At 56.5% G+C, this 16,374-nt stretch carries 13 protein-coding genes; 7 read left to right on the top strand and 6 right to left on the bottom strand.

Translation table 11 applies throughout. The features are described 5' to 3' along the window. Positions 1-4: 4 nt before the first annotated feature. Positions 5-2,245 carry an EAL domain-containing protein gene (locus ACWKXX_RS06065; RefSeq protein WP_032654437.1) on the bottom strand — a complete coding sequence of 747 codons (2,241 nt, stop codon included), beginning with the start codon at positions 2,243-2,245 and terminating at the stop codon, positions 5-7. Positions 2,246-2,613: 368 nt separating this feature from the next. On the opposite strand from ACWKXX_RS06065, the gene ACWKXX_RS06060 reads away from it, so the two are divergent. The 3 genes from ACWKXX_RS06060 to ACWKXX_RS06050 all read left to right on the top strand — a co-directional run bounded on the left by ACWKXX_RS06060 (position 2,614) and on the right by ACWKXX_RS06050 (position 4,165). Next, on the top strand, positions 2,614-2,784 hold the full coding sequence (locus ACWKXX_RS06060) for a YfgG family protein (protein ID WP_017383512.1): 171 nt from the start codon (positions 2,614-2,616) through the stop codon (positions 2,782-2,784). Positions 2,785-2,940: 156 nt separating this feature from the next. Next, positions 2,941-3,408, top strand: a complete 468-nt coding sequence (locus ACWKXX_RS06055) for a DUF6130 family protein (protein ID WP_015572184.1) — start codon at positions 2,941-2,943, stop codon at positions 3,406-3,408. A 10-nt stretch (positions 3,409-3,418) separates the two neighbouring features. Then, positions 3,419-4,165 (top strand): alpha/beta fold hydrolase, encoded by a 747-nt coding sequence (locus ACWKXX_RS06050; RefSeq protein ID WP_261666080.1) that lies wholly within the window; start codon positions 3,419-3,421, stop codon positions 4,163-4,165. A gap of 129 nt (positions 4,166-4,294) precedes the next feature. Here ACWKXX_RS06050 and ACWKXX_RS06045 read toward each other — a convergent pair whose 3' ends face one another. Continuing rightward, positions 4,295-5,131, bottom strand: a complete 837-nt coding sequence (locus ACWKXX_RS06045; protein ID WP_045348937.1) for a MipA/OmpV family protein — start codon at positions 5,129-5,131, stop codon at positions 4,295-4,297. Positions 5,132-5,334: 203 nt separating this feature from the next. Between ACWKXX_RS06045 and ACWKXX_RS06040 the strand changes: the two genes are divergently transcribed. The 3 genes from ACWKXX_RS06040 (at position 5,335) to ACWKXX_RS06030 (ending at position 8,047) form a co-directional block, all read left to right on the top strand. Further along, positions 5,335-6,012 (top strand): response regulator, encoded by a 678-nt coding sequence (locus tag ACWKXX_RS06040; RefSeq protein ID WP_017383516.1) that lies wholly within the window; start codon positions 5,335-5,337, stop codon positions 6,010-6,012. Then, positions 6,012-7,400 carry a sensor histidine kinase gene (locus tag ACWKXX_RS06035; protein ID WP_261666078.1) on the top strand — a complete coding sequence of 463 codons (1,389 nt, stop codon included), beginning with the start codon at positions 6,012-6,014 and terminating at the stop codon, positions 7,398-7,400. Before ACWKXX_RS06040 ends, ACWKXX_RS06035 begins: the two co-directional genes overlap by 1 nt. A 167-nt stretch (positions 7,401-7,567) precedes the next feature. Continuing rightward, entirely contained in the window at positions 7,568-8,047 is a 480-nt protein-coding gene (locus ACWKXX_RS06030; protein WP_003860591.1) for an RrF2 family transcriptional regulator, read from the top strand. Positions 8,048-8,113: 66 nt separating this feature from the next. On the opposite strand, the gene oqxB is transcribed toward ACWKXX_RS06030, so the two are convergent. Further along, positions 8,114-11,266: a multidrug efflux RND transporter permease subunit OqxB gene (gene oqxB / locus ACWKXX_RS06025; protein ID WP_017692935.1), complete on the bottom strand. Its 3,153-nt coding sequence runs from the start codon at positions 11,264-11,266 to the stop codon at positions 8,114-8,116. A gap of 23 nt (positions 11,267-11,289) precedes the next feature. Next, positions 11,290-12,465, bottom strand: coding sequence for an efflux RND transporter periplasmic adaptor subunit (locus ACWKXX_RS06020; RefSeq protein ID WP_261666077.1), 1,176 nt, complete (start codon positions 12,463-12,465; stop codon positions 11,290-11,292). Between the two features lie 337 nt (positions 12,466-12,802). On the opposite strand from ACWKXX_RS06020, the gene ACWKXX_RS06015 reads away from it, so the two are divergent. Continuing rightward, entirely contained in the window at positions 12,803-13,156 is a 354-nt protein-coding gene (locus ACWKXX_RS06015; protein WP_015572178.1) for a helix-turn-helix domain-containing protein, read from the top strand. A gap of 101 nt (positions 13,157-13,257) precedes the next feature. Here the strand turns inward: ACWKXX_RS06015 and guaA are convergent, their stop codons facing one another. Beyond that, positions 13,258-14,835, bottom strand: a complete 1,578-nt coding sequence (gene guaA, locus ACWKXX_RS06010; protein ID WP_261666076.1) for a glutamine-hydrolyzing GMP synthase — start codon at positions 14,833-14,835, stop codon at positions 13,258-13,260. Positions 14,836-14,902: 67 nt separating this feature from the next. Next, positions 14,903-16,369 carry an IMP dehydrogenase gene (guaB, locus tag ACWKXX_RS06005; RefSeq protein ID WP_003860601.1) on the bottom strand — a complete coding sequence of 489 codons (1,467 nt, stop codon included), beginning with the start codon at positions 16,367-16,369 and terminating at the stop codon, positions 14,903-14,905. Positions 16,370-16,374: the final 5 nt, after the last annotated feature.

Raw genomic sequence — 16,374 nt, 5'->3', positions numbered from 1 at the left:
CGGCTCAGGCGGTCTCCTGAGAAGGCTGCGTGTTGAGCAACGTATCAAGCTCAGCCGGCAACCCAATCAAATAGCCCTGCACATAATCGATACCTAGCGCGTGCACCGCGCTACGTATCTCTTCCGTTTCCACATATTCCGCCACCACCAGCATTTTCTTCATCCGGGCCAGATGGCAAATGGAAGCCACAATCTGGTAATCCAGGCTGTTGCTGACAATATTGCGAATAAAGCCGCCGTCGATTTTGAGAATGTCTGCGTCCACGCTTTTTAACCGCGCATAGCTGGCGTAGCCCGTGCCAAAATCATCAATGGCGATCCGGATGCCCATTTTTTGTAATTTCCTGAGGGTCGACGCCGCCAGATCCGCATGACCAAAGGCGCTGCTTTCGGTCACTTCAAAGATCAGCTGCCACGCTTCAACGGCGTATTTGGCTAACAGGCGGCTCACTTCAAGCGGGAACTGCGCCCTGTAGGCGGTAGAAGGTGCGAGGTTGATCGCAAAGCGCTGGCCCGGCAAACGCTGGCGGTGCTGTGCCAGAAAACTCAACGTATGCTCCAGTACCCATAAATCAACACGCGACGATAAACCAAACTCCTGTGCAATGGGCAGGAACTGCTCGGGAAAGATCAGCGCCCCGTTATCATCACGCATTCGCAGCAGCACCTCGTGATAACAATCACCGCGCAGCCCGCGAACAGGCTGAACCAGCAGGGTAAAAGCGTCCTGCTCCAGCGCGGCCTGCAAACGACTCATCATCGCGACCTTATCTTTCAGGCTACGCTGCAAATGAACAGCCCCGCGCTGCTGAAGATTTTCCGGGTGGTTGGTAGAAAGGGAGAGATCGGCCACGATGCCCAGTTCCCCCAGCACCAGATAGAGATGATTGACGGGTGAGCGTACATAGCAATAGCTCACGCCGACCTGGGGCTGTACCGGCATACCATCCCAGATAAAAACAAACTGCTTGATATGCTCGTCCAGCGTTTCAATGCGCTGTTGATGCGACTCCGCCTCCAGACGCACCGCCATGTCATACCCGGTGAGGTGATAGACTCGCTCATTGGGCTGAAGGGTGCCGTTTATCCATTGCGCCAGCTGCTGTTTATACTGGATCCGCAGCATCACGCCGTAATTGCGTCCCAGCACCTCCAGCTCGGGCACGCGCAGTAAACAGAGCGCTGACCACGGATGACTGGCCAGCTCGCGCGACAGCGCCCGCAGGTTGGGCATATGCACCACCGGATCGAGAAAAGCCTGACTGCGGGAGCGAATATTGATGGCCCGCTGGCGTGTCGCCAGCATCGACATGTACGTCACAACGAAGGAAAAGACCAGATAGCTGGATGAGGTGATCGCCAGCTGAATGCCATAACCCTCTTGCACCGGAATGTAGTGATAAAAAAAGTGAATCGACACCAGCAGGACCGGCGTCCAGATGAGTGACATCAGCTTGTAGCCAAAGCGCATCGCCCCCCAGAGCATCACGGGCATCAGCAGGGACAAGGTGTAGTTGGTACTGAAAATGGAACTGTTTGCATTCATGGGCAGCAGCAGCATGACCAGCAACCCGCCCAGGGCTAAAAACCACACCACAAACTCAAAGGCCGTCACCTTTTTGTCTATTTGCGCGCGGAGCTGGGACATCAGTCCCTTGATATAGCGCGGATGACGTATCAGGCGGATCAGCAGGTAGCTTAGCGGCACGCCCGTCAGCCCGCTCACCAGCAGCCCCTGATAGTTAATAAGGGTCCGAATATTGAGGGGATTCAGTCCTGCGAGGCTCTGGCGGCTCTCATAGACGCCGAGATAGACCGCAAACTGAAACAGCAGCAGAAATAGCGTTGCCGGGCAAAACACCTGCCAGAAAATACGCTGCCCCATCAGGCGTATGTCACCGTAAGCGGTCATATTGCGCCGGGGCGCAAACACGCGATAACCGCCCCAGCTGAGCACCAGAGGAACGATAAAATGCAGAATGCCGGCCATGGCTTCAAATAACCCAACGGAGGGGTAATAACGTAAAAACAGCGACACCACCACCCCGGGGAGGGCTTCCAGGCCAAAGAATAACATCAGCGTCAGCAAAAAGGAGAGCGGGAGATAATAGAGCGCAACGATACCGTCGCCCAACTGCGTTAAGGTATTAGCCACACTAAGCACCGGGAGTAACACGACAGGTAAAATAAGAGGAAGTGCCCACCAGCGGTCTTTATTTTGCTTCAGGATGTGGTGAATATTCATAGATGCTCGTTTACAACCCTTGCGCTCCAGAGGGTAAATGAAGACAGGCATCCAACCTGACGTACACATTGCCTGGAAAATTCCTGGCAAGCACAGTGGAGGAGGGATTTTAAATATCAACGACGGGATGCGGTTGACCTAAATCAAATTAATTTATCTGAATAAACCTTTCTTACGTTTTTTTTGAATATTTTTCCTGTAATTATCAATGCGATAAATAAAAACGTTGTTTTTAATAACATAAATTAATGTAAGCATTGACGCTATTTTACATTTCGCCGAATTGACCCTGACTTGCGGCTGTGCCTTAATAGCCGTATCGCCCAAAAGGGTATACTCAGGAAAAGAAAGTGAGTCAGGCTACGCGTATGCGAAAACGACATCGATTTAACACCCGGATGACCCGCATCATACTGCTTATCAGTTTCCTGTTTTTCTTTGGCCGCTTTGTTTATTCCTCCATTGGCGCCTGGTATCACCATCAGGACAAAATTCAGTCGCAGCAATCAGGTCTTGTGGTGGATTCGCCCGAGCGCTAAAGCGTGTTCGCTCCTGGAAGACAAACTGTATCGCACTGTATCCCGAGCGCTACGCTGACAAACCGGTACAAAACGCCCGCAAAAGCAAACATCCCCGATACATAAAAATGGTCTTCTGTATCCCTCGCCATAATAAACTGATGAGGAGAGACACAGATGATTCGTCGATATTTCCTGCTTCCTGTATTTGCGCTGACGTCCTTTGCTGGCGCAATGGCCGCACCGTTGGATGGCCTGAGCGCCGCTGATGTCAACGGTCCAGCCGCCGTCGCCCCGCCTGAACACCCCCAGCCGCCAGCAAAACTGATTGTCGATCCGCCGCTGGCGGGACCGCTAAGTAAAGGTGCGGTCTTTATTCAGTACCGTGTCGAAAACCTGCGCATTGAACCTGTATTTGGACCCGACGCGCTGAAAGTCACTCCGCGTATCGGCCATATTCACGTTGTGGTGGATGACGCGCCCTGGCACTGGGCTGATACCAGCGGCGAGCCGGTGATCCTGGTCGGGCTGCCCGCAGGAAAGCACAAAGTGACGATCGTCGTTGCCGACCCGACGCATAAACCCATCGACCATAAAACCGTTGAATTCACCGTGCCGCCACACGCCGCGGTTCATCACTTTTAAGGAGCCTGTTATGAAAGCATTGTCTGTATTAACAGCGATGGTGCTGGCGGTTTCCACCAGTGCGCTGGCAGAGACGAAAGCCAGCGTGGTGCTGGTGCACGGGGCGTTTGCCGACGGCAGCAGCTGGAATAAGGTGATTACCCGGCTGCAAAAACACCATACCGAGGTCATTGCGGTACAACTTCCGCTCACGTCTCTGAAAGATGATGTCGCCGCCACGCAGCGTGCTATCGCCCGGGCTCATGGGGATGTGGTGCTGGTCGGTCACTCCTGGGGCGGGACGGTAATCAGCGAGGCGGGAAACAATGCCCGCGTGAAGTCACTGGTTTACGTTGCCGCTTTTGCGCCGGATTCCGGCCAGTCGACGGCAGCTCTGGCAAATAGCTTCCCTGCTCCGCCAAGGAGCGCCAGCCTCGCTAAAACCACAGAGGGGTATTTATATCTGCCGATAAAAGCGGTCAGCGAGAATTTCGCCCCTGACGTGAAGGACGTTGAGCGCAGCGTGATTGCCGCGACGCAGAGCCCCATTAAGGCCGATGCGTTTGGGGAGAAAATCGCGCATGCCGCCTGGCATGACAAACCGAGCTGGTATGTGGTCAGCAAAAATGACCGGATGATCAATCCTGAGCTAGAGCGCGCAATGGCGAAGAAAATCAACGCCAACACCACGGAGGTAGCGGCAAGCCATGTATCGATGGTCAGCCAGCCGGACGTCATTACCCGTACGATTGAACAGGCGTTATCGGGTCAACAGTGATAAAAAAGCCCGCATGATGAACGGTCCGATTTCGGGCCACGCCATCCTGCGGGCTTTATGCACTTCCGGCTCCTGCAACGGGGTTATGTGCGGTTTTGTCACAAACGCACCTTGCCCCTCGCTGAACCATCAGAAGCTGTACGTCACCTTCAAACTTCCCACAGGAGACGTTTTTCGCTGAACAATGGGGCTATCGCCAGCCTCTCCCGTCAGCTGCGTAACGCCAGCTGCGGCAAGCAGGCTCCAGCGGGAGGTAAGCTTATGGGTCCAGTCCAGGTTCAGCGAATACGCATATATTCCCGATCCGGCATCGTGTCGGGCAAAACCCGATGCGGCCGACTGGGCGGCATTCACCCCGTAGTAGGTTTGCACATACTTACTGGATCCCCAGCTACCGGTCAGCGCCAGCGTTAACGCATTTTTCGGAGATGTATAGAGCGGGCTGGCAATGCCGAAATGCACAGCTTCACCATTGTCTCTCTCAGAAACCGGGACCTCTGCCTGCAACTGCACGGTCAGCCAGTCAGTCACCCTGTATCCCAGCCCTGGCACAACGATAGCTGAGCCTTTAATGTCACCCATTCCTCGCAGGTCGTCGCTGCCGGAGGCGATCGAATCGCTGCTTACATCGCGATCCTTACGTCCTGCGCGATAGCTCAGCGCTGCGTTGTAGTCCAGGTTACCAAAGCTGTTGCCGTAGCCGATCCCCCGCGTGGTGCTGACAAAAAAACCATTGGCCATCGCGTAATCAACCACCTGAGCCGCAGAGACCCGGCTCTTGTCCGAACCGGAATAGCGTGGCGCAACATCCACGCCGCCTCCCAGGGTTAACACGTTGCCCTGAGGCTGATCTGCCGCCAGGGTCGGGGTAGCCAGTAACGCCAGGACGGCCCCCGGCAAGATGCTTTTCATGCTGCGACCGATGCGTGAATGGGGGAAACTATGACGCAGTGTGATGTTTCTCATTAAAGAAGCCCTTTGGATTCAGATGATTGCGATACAAGCGGTGTTAAACGCCAGAGCGCTCATTCTGAATACTTACCCTAAGGTTCTTATGAGCCGTAAATGAAGAAATGCTGAAGCACGTGAAGGTTCTGTAAACCCTGTAGAATTCCTGTTACCGTTTTTTCTTCAGTTGTTCTTCATGCACTGTTGATACAGTTACCAATGTGAAAATTCTACTAATTGAAGACGACCTGGATCTCGGCAATGGCGTGCGTATCGCCCTTGCAGATCAAGGATTTGATGTTATATGGGTACGCCGCAAAGAGGATGCGCTGCATCAGCTTGGGATCTGCGTGCCGGAACTTATTTTGCTCGACCTAGGGCTGCCCGATGGCGATGGCATGAGCCTGATGACGCGCCTGCGTCAACAGCTTAAGGGCGTCCCCGTCATCATCCTGACGGCGCGAGGCACGCTACAGGACCGCCTGTGCGGGCTGGATGCAGGTGCAGACGATTATCTGGTCAAACCTTTTGTTCTCGCCGAACTGCTGGCGCGCGTGAGAGCCCTTGCGCGGCGCAGTTACGGTTTTGAAAATGAGGCAATAGAAATTCGCGGTTTGTCGCTTCATATTCCGACGCGTCGCGTAACGGTGAGCGCACGCCACGTTGAGCTGACGGCAAGCGAATATGCGCTGCTTGAAACGTTAATGCTGCGCGCCGATCGCGTGCTTACGCGACGGTATCTGGAAGAAAGGATATTTGGCACGAAAGAAAACCTCAGCAACGCGCTTGACGTGCATATGGGTAACCTGCGGCGAAAAATTGGCGATGGTTTTGTGCGAACGGTAAGAGGCGTTGGGTATGTCATTGATACCGTACCCGTTCAGAAGGCGGCAGGTTGATGCGTAATTTTTGGCACCACCTCCGGCTTCCCACGCTGGTCAGGCGAATGCTGGTCGCCCAGATGCTGCTGCTTACGTTGCTCTGGTGTCTCTTTTTAACCTTCATTTTGCTGGAAGACCTGCGTAGCCCTCCCATACTGACGGGCAGTGAGACTTACGAAACCCTGTTTTCCCTGGTAGAGAGCATGGACGATCGCCCGCAGGCGCGTGATGCCGTGCTGGCAGCATTCAGTAAGGCGCTGCGAGAGGGATATGGGGGCGGCGAAGATCCGGAGCTGTCCATCAACCTCATTGTTCGCAAGAATAACGAGATTATTTTTTCTTCGGATGGTGCGCCAACGGGGGTAAAAAATAGCCGTCTGGGGGTCATGCAGCATGTCCAGAGTGAGGACCATACATGGACCAGCCGTACCCTCAAATCCGCGCACTCCGACGTGGAAGTCACCCTTTTTACCCCTGCCGGTAGCTGGAATTTCTTTATCTATCTGAACTCGCGCGGCTACTACGTCATGCCGCTGATGATATGCATCCCTTTTCTTCTGTTCCCCGCGTGGCTGTCCATCCGCATCGCGATGCGCCCCTGGAACAAGGTGGTGAATGAAATTTCATTGCGCACGCCGGACGATCTCTCGCCTTTAAAAGCCGTCCCCAGACACAGGGAGCTTCGCCAGACGGTCGACGCGATTAATGACTTTCTGGCCAGGGTGCGGGAAAGCGCCGAAAGGGAAAGAATGTTTATTGCCGATGCCGCACACGAACTGCGTACGCCTCTGGCCGCGATGCGGGTCAACGTCGAGGCGTTGCAGTCCTGGGTCATCAGCGAAAGCCAGCAGGAGCTGCTTGCGGGCATTGTTCGCGGCAATAGCCGTGCTGCGCGTCTCGTCAATCAGCTTCTGCTGATGATGCACAGCGAAGCGCACATCAGCACGGTGATGTCGCCTGTGCCACTGACGACGCTTATTCAGGAGCGAATGGCTGCCCTGGAACCGCTGGCGTCCGGGCGCAGAATTGAGTTTGAATTCATCGCCGATGATGAAATCCATATCACAGGCATTCGGGAACGTCTGGTATCGCTGATCGACAATTTAATTGAGAATGCCGTGAAGTACAGCCCTGAGGGTGGACGCATTGAGGTACAACTGCAATCGCGTGATAAGTCCGCTCAGCTGCGCGTCTCAGACGCGGGTCCCGGCATTCCGGTTGAATTGCGGGAGCGTGTGTTCGACAGGTTCTTCCGCGATCCTAATCAGACCCAAAGCGGGAGTGGACTGGGGCTTGCTATCGTTAAAGCCGTTACGCAGCAACACAACGGCAGGGTCAATCTGAGTACGTCAGCCGAAGGTGGTCTTATGGTGACCGTTGATTTCCCGAATCCGGCGTTCGCATGAACGTAAACGCGGCGCTACACGTCCTGACATGTGTCAGCGCAGCGTTACTTCACGTATGCCGCAGATTGCTTCAATAAAATTACCGTATTTGTTATATTGTTACTTACTGATTATTCACCTCTGCGGTGCCAAAAAGAACAAGATTCACCGCAACCCAGGACAGAAAAATGTTAGATTACCGCTTCCCGACAGCTTTGCAGATGGTTCTCAGCGTAGCGATGGCGGAGCAATCGGGTGAACGTTCGACGAGTGCAATCCTGGCTTACGGCCTGGAAGCGAATCCGAGCTTTATCCGCAAGTTAATGGTTCCTCTCGCCCGCGACGGCATTATCGTCTCCACGCTTGGCCGCAACGGCTCTATTCACCTTGGCCGCCCGGCGGAAGAGATTACCCTGCGTGATATCTACCTCTCCGTCACTGAAGATAAAAAGCTGTGGGCGTCCCGTCCTGACGTCCCGGCCCGCTGCGTGGTCAGCGCCAACGCCTGCTGGTACTTCAAATCAATCGCTGATGAAGCGGAGCAGGCTTCGTTAGCGGTTTTAGCGCGCCATACCGTCGCCAGCGCGCTGGAAGAGGTGAAAAAAGCCGATACCAGCGGGTGCGATCCGGTGCCGGAACTCTGCACACAGCATAAAAAAGCGCCCTAATCCTGACAGACTGCGAAAAAAAAGCCGCCTTCATTGTGAAGGCGGCTTTTTGCTATCTGCTACGTCCTACGCAGGCAACACCTCTCTTTCCGCTTTACCGCGCGTCACGAACTTACGCAGCGTCACGTAAAAGACCGGCGTCAGGAACAGACCAAACAGCGTTACACCCAGCATCCCGGCGAACACGGTGATCCCGGTGACGCCGCGCACTTCTGCCCCTGCCCCGTGACCAAGGATCAGTGGAATGGTCCCGGCAATAAAGGCGATAGAGGTCATTACAATCGGGCGTAGTCGCAGGCGGCACGCTTCCAGCGCGGCCTCCATAATGCCTTTGCCCTGAATTTCCAGCTCGCGGGCAAACTCCACGATAAGAATCGCGTTTTTACAGGCCAGCCCCATCAGTACCACCAGCCCTACCTGCACGAAGACGTTGTTATCGCCCCCGGTCAGCCAGACGCCGAACAGCGCGGAGAGCATCGTCATCGGCACGATGAGGATCACCGCCAGGGGCAGCGTCCAGCTTTCATACAGCGCCGCCAGCACCAGGAACGCCAGCAGCACCGCGACCGGGAAGACGATCAGCGCCGTGTTGCCCTGGGTGGCCTGCTGGAAGCTCAGGTCCGTCCATTCAATATTCATCCCGTTCGGCAGGATCTGCTTAGACATACCGTCCAGCTGCGTCATCGCCTGCGCGGAAGAGAGCACGCGCGGGTCGGCATCGCCAATCAGATCCGCCGCCGGGTAGCCGTTGTAGCGGATCACCGGGTCCGGACCGTAGGTGGTCGTGATTTTCACCATACTGCCAATCGGCACCATTTCACCCTGGCTATTACGGGTGCGTAAATTCGCGATATCTTCCACGCTGTCGCGGAACTGCCCGTCGGCCTGTGCCATTACGCGCCAGGTGCGACCGAACTGGTTGAAGTCATTCACATAAGACGAGCCCAGATAGGTTTGCAGCGTCCCGAAGAGATCGGTGAGCGACACGCCCTGCGCTTTCGCCTTATCACGGTCAACCTGTACATCCAGCTGCGGAACGTTTGCCTGGTAGGTTGAGATAGGGAAATGCATCCCCGGCGTCTGCATAATCGCCCCGGACATGGTGTTCACCGCGTTTTGCAGCGCGCCATAGCCCAGACCAGCACGATCCTGAATGTACAGCGAATAGCCCGATCCCTGGCCCAGACCTAAAATCGGCGGCGGCAGAATCGAGAAGCCAAAGCCCTGCTGGATTTGCGCGATTTTCGCGTTGATCTCCGCGTTTATTTCCGCCGCAGTATGTTTACGCTGGTCGAAAGGCTTCAGGCCAAAGAAGACCGTCCCGGTGTTCGGCGTATTGGTGAACTGGAGCGCATTCAGGCCAGGAAACGCGACCGCATAATCCACGCCTTCGGTATTCATCCCGATTTCGCTCATTTTGCGGATCACCGCATCGGTGCGCGCCAGCGACGAGCCTTCCGGCATTTTCACGCCGCCGATCAGGTACAGCTTATCCTGCGTCGGAATAAACCCGCCGGGAACGGCTTTAAACATCACGCCCGCAGCGCAAAGCAGCAGCAAATAAACCACGAACACTGCCCCGCGTCGGCCGAGCGTTTTGCCCACCAGCCCCTGATAGCCAGTCGAGCTGCGGTGGAAAAAGCGGTTAAACGGACGGAAAATCCAGCCGAACAGACGATCGATAAGCCGGGTCGGGAAATCTTTCGGGGCGCCATGCGGCTTCAACAGCAGCGCGGCCAGCGCTGGCGAGAGCGTCAGCGAGTTGATCGCGGAAATCACCGTGGAAATGGCTATCGTTACCGCAAACTGCTTGTAGAACTGACCGGTCACGCCGGAGAGGAACGCCATCGGAACGAATACCGCACACAGCACCAGCGCAATGGCAATAATCGGTCCGGACACTTCACGCATCGCCTGATGCGCTGCCGCAAGTGGGGCGAGCCCCTCTTCGATATTTCGTTCGACGTTTTCCACCACCACGATGGCATCGTCCACCACGATACCAATCGCCAGCACCAGCCCGAACAGGCTCAGGGTATTCAGCGAAAAGCCCAGCAGGTAGAGAATACTGAACGTGCCCACTACCGATACCGGCACCGCAATCAGCGGGATTATCGACGCGCGCCAGGTTTGCAGGAACAGGATCACCACCAGCACGACCAGCACCACCGCTTCCAGCAGCGTTTGCACCACAGCGCGGATCGAGTCGCGTACAAACACCGTCGGGTCGTAAGGCGCCGCCCATTTCATATCGTCCGGGAATCGTGTGGACAGTTCGTCCATTTTGGCGCGTACCGCGTTAGACAGATCGATGGCGTTTGCCCCCGGCGACTGGAAGATACCAATCCCGACCGCGTCTTTATTGTTCAACTGGGAGCGCAGCGCGTAGCTGCCGGACCCCATCTCGACACGCGCCACGTCGCGCAGTCGGACGACCGTACCATCCTGCGTGGTTTTCAGGACAATGTTGCCGAACTCGTCTTCGGTATGCAGGCGGCCCTGGGCGTTAATGGAGATCAGGAAATCGCTCTCTTTCGGCAGCGGCTCGGCGCCAAGCTGCCCGGCGGACACCTGCACGTTCTGCTCCTGCATCGCCGTGACCACGTCCGAAGCGGTCAGCCCGCGGGCCGCGACCTTGTTCGGGTCCAGCCAGACGCGCATCGCGTATTCACCCGAGCCGAAAATCTGAATCTGCCCCACACCGGGCAGACGCGCCAGCTCGTCCTTCACCTTCAGCGTGGCGTAGTTACGCATATACAGTGAATCGTACTTACCGCCAGGCGAAAACAGATGCACCACCAGCGTCAGCGTTGGCGACTGTTTCTGAGTCGTGATGCCCAGACGCCGCACGTCTTCCGGCAGACGCGCTTCGGCCTGCGCGACGCGGTTTTGCACCTGAACCTGCGCCTGATCCGGGTCGGTGCCCGGGCGGAAGGTGACGGTAGTCACCAGCACGCCGTCGGAGCCCGCGACGGATTTCATGTACATCATGTTCTCAACGCCGTTGATCGCCTCTTCCAGCGGGGTTGCCACGGTCTCAGCAATCACTTTCGGGTTGGCGCCCGGGTACTCGGCGCGCACCTGCACGCTTGGCGGCACGACGTCAGGGTATTCGCTCACCGGCAGCAGCGGGATGGCGATTAACCCTGTGATAAAAATCAGAATCGACAGTACGGCGGCAAAAATCGGCCTGTCGATGAAAAAACGGGAAAAGTCCATGGATTGGATTCTCAGGTAAGGGATCAGTTGAGGGCGGCGCTGGCGGTCATGGCAACGGTTTTCGCGTTAACCGGCATACCCGGCATAAACACTTTTTGTAAACCATCGACGATGACTTTATCCCCGGGATTCAGCCCCTGCTGTACGATACGTAAACCGTCGGCCAGACGCCCCGGCGTGATGTCGCGGCGCTGCGCTTTCCCGTCTTTATCCACGATATAGACATATTTACGATCCTGATCGGTCAGCACCGCCTTATCGTCAACAAGCGTGGCTTTAAATTCCGCACTGCCCGGCAGACGCACGCGGGCAAAGAGTCCAGGCGTGAACTGACGCTGTGAGTTATCCAGCAGCGCGCGCATGCGGATCGTTCCGGTACCCGGCGTGAGCTGGTTATCCAGGAAATCCACTTTGCCCTGATGGGGATAGCCCTCCTCGCCCGTCAGGCCAATCTCCACCGGTAGCGCCGCATGATCGCCGGACACCCGCTGCCCGCTGCGGGCCAGGTTCTGATAGTGAAGGTAGGTTGACTCGTCCACGTCGAAGTAGACATAAACCGTTTTCTGCGAGACCAGGGTGGTGAGCACGCTGGCGCTGTCGCCCGCCGTCACCAGGTTACCGCTGGTGATCAGCGCCCGGCTGGCGCGACCGTCGATAGGCGCGGTCACTTTGGTGAAGTCGAGGTTAAGTTGCGTAGCATCTACCGCCGCCTGCGCGGCGCGAATATCGGCCTGCGCCTGGGTAGCGGCGGAACGGCGCTGCTCCCACTCTTCGCGGGACACCACGTTGGTATTGACTAATTTATCGGTACGGTTAGCCTCGCTTCGCGCCAGACTGGCCTGCGTTTTGGCTCTCGCCAGGTTCGCCTGCGCCTGTTCCAGCGCGGCGCGATAGGTTCGGTCATCAATCGTGAACAGCACCTCGCCCTTTTTCACCTCCTGGCCGTCGGTGTAATTCACTTTCTCAATGTAGCCGGAGACGCGCGGACGCAGCTGAACGCTTTCCACCGCTTCAATGCGACCGTTAAAGCTGTCCCACTGGCTAATGGATTTCACCACCACGTCAGCAGCGCTGACAACGGGCGCTTGCGGCGCTGCATTTTGCGCGACGCTGTCATCGCACCCGACGAGAAGCGCGGAGAGTAAAACCACCCCCATCGCGCTCAGATGAAAGTTACCCCAGGTTTTTTGCAGGCTCATTATTTTTATTCCGGTTATTGTAGCTGCCGGGCAAGACGCAGCGGGAGGCGCCGCGCCACTTCCTTTGTCCGGGAGCTGGCTGAAGGCCATTTGTGTCGTTCATCGCCACAAAACTGTAACAGTTGCGAATACACTATCGCGGCGATTGTAGGAAGGCGCTTAATTAAGTGCAAGAATAATTGTTGCACTTTATGTGCTATTTGCGGCGAAGATAAATCACGCGTTTTGAGAAGGGATTTAAATGCAACAATAAAACTTGCAATTAATGTAAAAACGGGTCACCTTTAAGTGCAACAAACAAAGATGCTTTTTAATGCGTGGCGTAGGGGGAAGCAAAATGAACACGGGTGCATTCATTCACGATTTACTCGACTGGATCGACAACAACCTCGATAGCCGTCTGGACATTGAAACCGTCTCCAGGCGAGCCGGCTATTCGAAATGGCACCTCCAGCGGCTTTTCAAAGAACATACCGGCTCCCCTCTCGCCGAATATATTCGCGCGCAAAAGCTGCAAAAATCGGTTGAGCGCCTGGCCCACAGCGATGAACCGATTCTGAACGTGGCGATCGCGCTGGGCTTTGACTCTCAGCAGTCCTTCAACCGCAGCTTTAAGCGTCAGTATGGTCAGGCACCCGGCGCATGGCGACGCAGTATCGGCTGCCGTGAATCGCGGCAGATGAGCCAGTAGTTCACCGCCGGGCCGGATATCGGCCAAAAAGAAAAACCCTCTGTAAACAGAGGGTTTTATCAGTCTTACCTGCTTATAACTTCGCAGGAAAGGTTATGGGCTTACTCCCACTCGATCGTCGCCGGTGGCTTGCCGCTGATGTCATACACCACGCGGGAAATGCCGTTCACTTCGTTGATGATGCGGTTAGACACGCGGCCTAAGAAGTCATACGGCAGGTGCGCCCAGTGCGCGGTCATGAAGTCGATGGTTTCCACCGCACGCAGGGAGACTACCCAGTCGTACTTACGGCCATCGCCCATCACGCCGACAGAGCGAACCGGCAGAAACACGGTGAACGCCTGGCTCACTTTGTTGTACAGGTCAGCTTTGTGCAGCTCTTCGATGAAGATCGCGTCCGCGCGACGCAGCAGGTCGCAGTACTCTTTCTTCACTTCGCCCAGCACGCGTACGCCGAGACCCGGGCCCGGGAACGGGTGACGGTAGAGCATGTCGTACGGCAGACCCAGCTCCAGGCCGATCTTACGCACTTCGTCTTTGAACAGCTCACGCAATGGCTCAACCAGACCCATCTTCATCTCTTTCGGCAGGCCGCCCACGTTGTGGTGAGATTTGATGACGTGTGCTTTACCGGTGGCGGAGGCCGCAGACTCGATCACGTCAGGGTAGATGGTGCCCTGCGCCAGCCATTTCACATCTTCCAGCTTCAGCGCTTCTTCGTCGAACACTTCCACGAACACGCGACCGATAATTTTACGTTTCGCTTCCGGATCGTTCTCGCCTTTCAGCGCGTCCAGGAAGCGCTGCTCGCCTTCCACGTGAACGATGTTCAGACCGAAGTGGTCGCCAAACATGTCCATAACCTGCTGGGCTTCGTTCAGACGCAGCAGACCGTTGTCCACGAAGACGCAGGTCAGGTTTTTACCGATGGCGCGGTGCAGCAGCATCGCGGTCACGGAGGAGTCCACGCCGCCGGAGAGGCCGAGGATCACTTTGTCATCGCCAACCTGCTGGCGGATACGCTCCACGGCATCGTCGATGATTTTTGCCGGGGTCCACAGGGCTTCACACTGGCAGATGTCACGCACGAAGCGCTCCAGCATGCGCATACCCTGACGGGTGTGGGTCACTTCCGGGTGGAACTGCACGCCGTAGAAGCGTTTTTCTTCGTTCGCCATGATCGCGAACGGGCAGCTTTCGGTGCTGGCAACGGTCACGAAGTCGGACGGGATAGCGGTGACTTTGTCGCCGTGGCTCATCCACACGTCCAGCAGCGGTTTGCCGTTTGCGGTCAGGGAGTCTTCGATACCGCGCACCAGCGCGCTGTCGGTGACGACTTCAACCTGTGCGTAGCCGAACTCACGCTCGTTAGAGCCTTCTACGTGGCCGCCCAGCTGCATCGCCATGGTCTGCATGCCGTAGCAAACGCCGAACACCGGTACGCCCGCTTCGAACACGTACTGCGGCGCACGCGGGCTGTTCTCTTCGGTGGTGCTTTCCGGGCCGCCGGACAGGATGATGCCGCTTGGATTGAACTCGCGAATCTGTGCTTCCGTGACATCCCACGCCCACAGCTCACAGTAAACGCCCAGCTCACGCACGCGGCGCGCCACCAGCTGAGTGTACTGAGAACCAAAGTCCAGGATGAGAATGCGATGTTTATGAATGTTTTCCGTCATTGACGCTAATTCCGAGGCAAGTGAAACAAAACAAAGCGCCCGGCATTGAGCCGGGCGCGGAAATTTATCAGGAGCCCAGACGGTAGTTCGGGGACTCTTTGGTGATCGTCACGTCGTGAACGTGGCTCTCCTGGATACCCGCACCGCTGATGCGTACGAATTCCGCTTTGGTACGCAGCAGGTCAATGGTACCACAGCCGGTCAGCCCCATACAGGAGCGCAGGCCGCCCATCTGCTGGTGAATGATCTCTTTCAGGCGGCCTTTATACGCCACACGGCCTTCGATACCTTCCGGCACCAGTTTGTCTGCGGCGTTATCGGTCTGGAAGTAACGGTCAGAGGAACCTTTAGACATCGCGCCCAGGGAGCCCATACCGCGGTAGGATTTATAAGAACGCCCCTGGTAGAGTTCGATTTCACCCGGGGATTCTTCGGTACCGGCCAGCATGGAGCCCACCATCACGGCTGCGGCACCTGCGGCGATCGCTTTGGCGATGTCGCCAGAGAAACGGATACCGCCGTCCGCGATTACCGGAATACCGGTACCTTCCAGCGCTTCAACCGCGTCAGAAACCGCCGTGATCTGCGGCACGCCTACGCCGGTGACGATACGGGTGGTACAGATAGAGCCAGGACCGATACCCACTTTCACCGCGCTGCAACCCGCTTCCGCCAGCGCGCGAGCGCCTGCGCCGGTTGCTACGTTACCGCCGATGATCTGGAGATCCGGGTATTTAGCACGGGTCTCACGAATACGTTGCAGAACGCCTTCGGAGTGGCCGTGGGAGGAGTCAATCAGCAGCACGTCAACGCCCGCAGCAACCAGCGCGTCAACGCGCTCTTCGTTACCCGCACCTGCGCCAACCGCAGCGCCGACGCGCAGACGGCCATGCTCGTCTTTACAGGCGTTCGGTTTACGTTCTGCTTTCTGGAAATCTTTAACGGTGATCATGCCGCGCAGGTGGAAGTTCGCGTCCACTACCAGCGCTTTCTCAACGCGTTTTTCGTGCATTTTCGCCAGCACCACGTCGCGGGTTTCGCCTTCACGCACGGTCACCAGACGCTCTTTTGGCGTCATGTAGACGCTGACAGGCTGGTTCAGGTCAGTCACGAAACGCACGTCACGACCGGTAATGATACCCACCAGTTCGTTGTCTTCAGTGACTACCGGATAGCCTGCAAAGCCGTTACGCTCGGTCAGGGCTTTCACTTCGTGCAGCGTGGTGGTTGGCAGAACGGTCTGAGGATCGGACACGATACCGGATTCATGCTTCTTCACGCGGCGAACTTCTTCCGCCTGACGCTCGATAGACATGTTTTTGTGGATAAAGCCAATGCCGCCTTCCTGTGCCAGGGCGATAGCCAGACGCGCTTCAGTCACGGTGTCCATTGCTGCGGAGAGCATAGGAATGTTCAGACGAATGGTTTTCGTCAACTGCGTGCTGAGGTCGGCAGTATTCGGCAGAACGGTGGAGTGAGCGGGAACGAGGAGGACGTCGTCAAACGTCAGTGCTTCTTTAGCGATACGTAGCATGGGCA

It is taken from the genome of Enterobacter sp. UPMP2061, assembly GCF_053709615.1.
The sequence above is the reverse complement of the archived record's forward strand: the minus strand, read 5'-3'. Positions and strand labels throughout refer to the sequence as shown.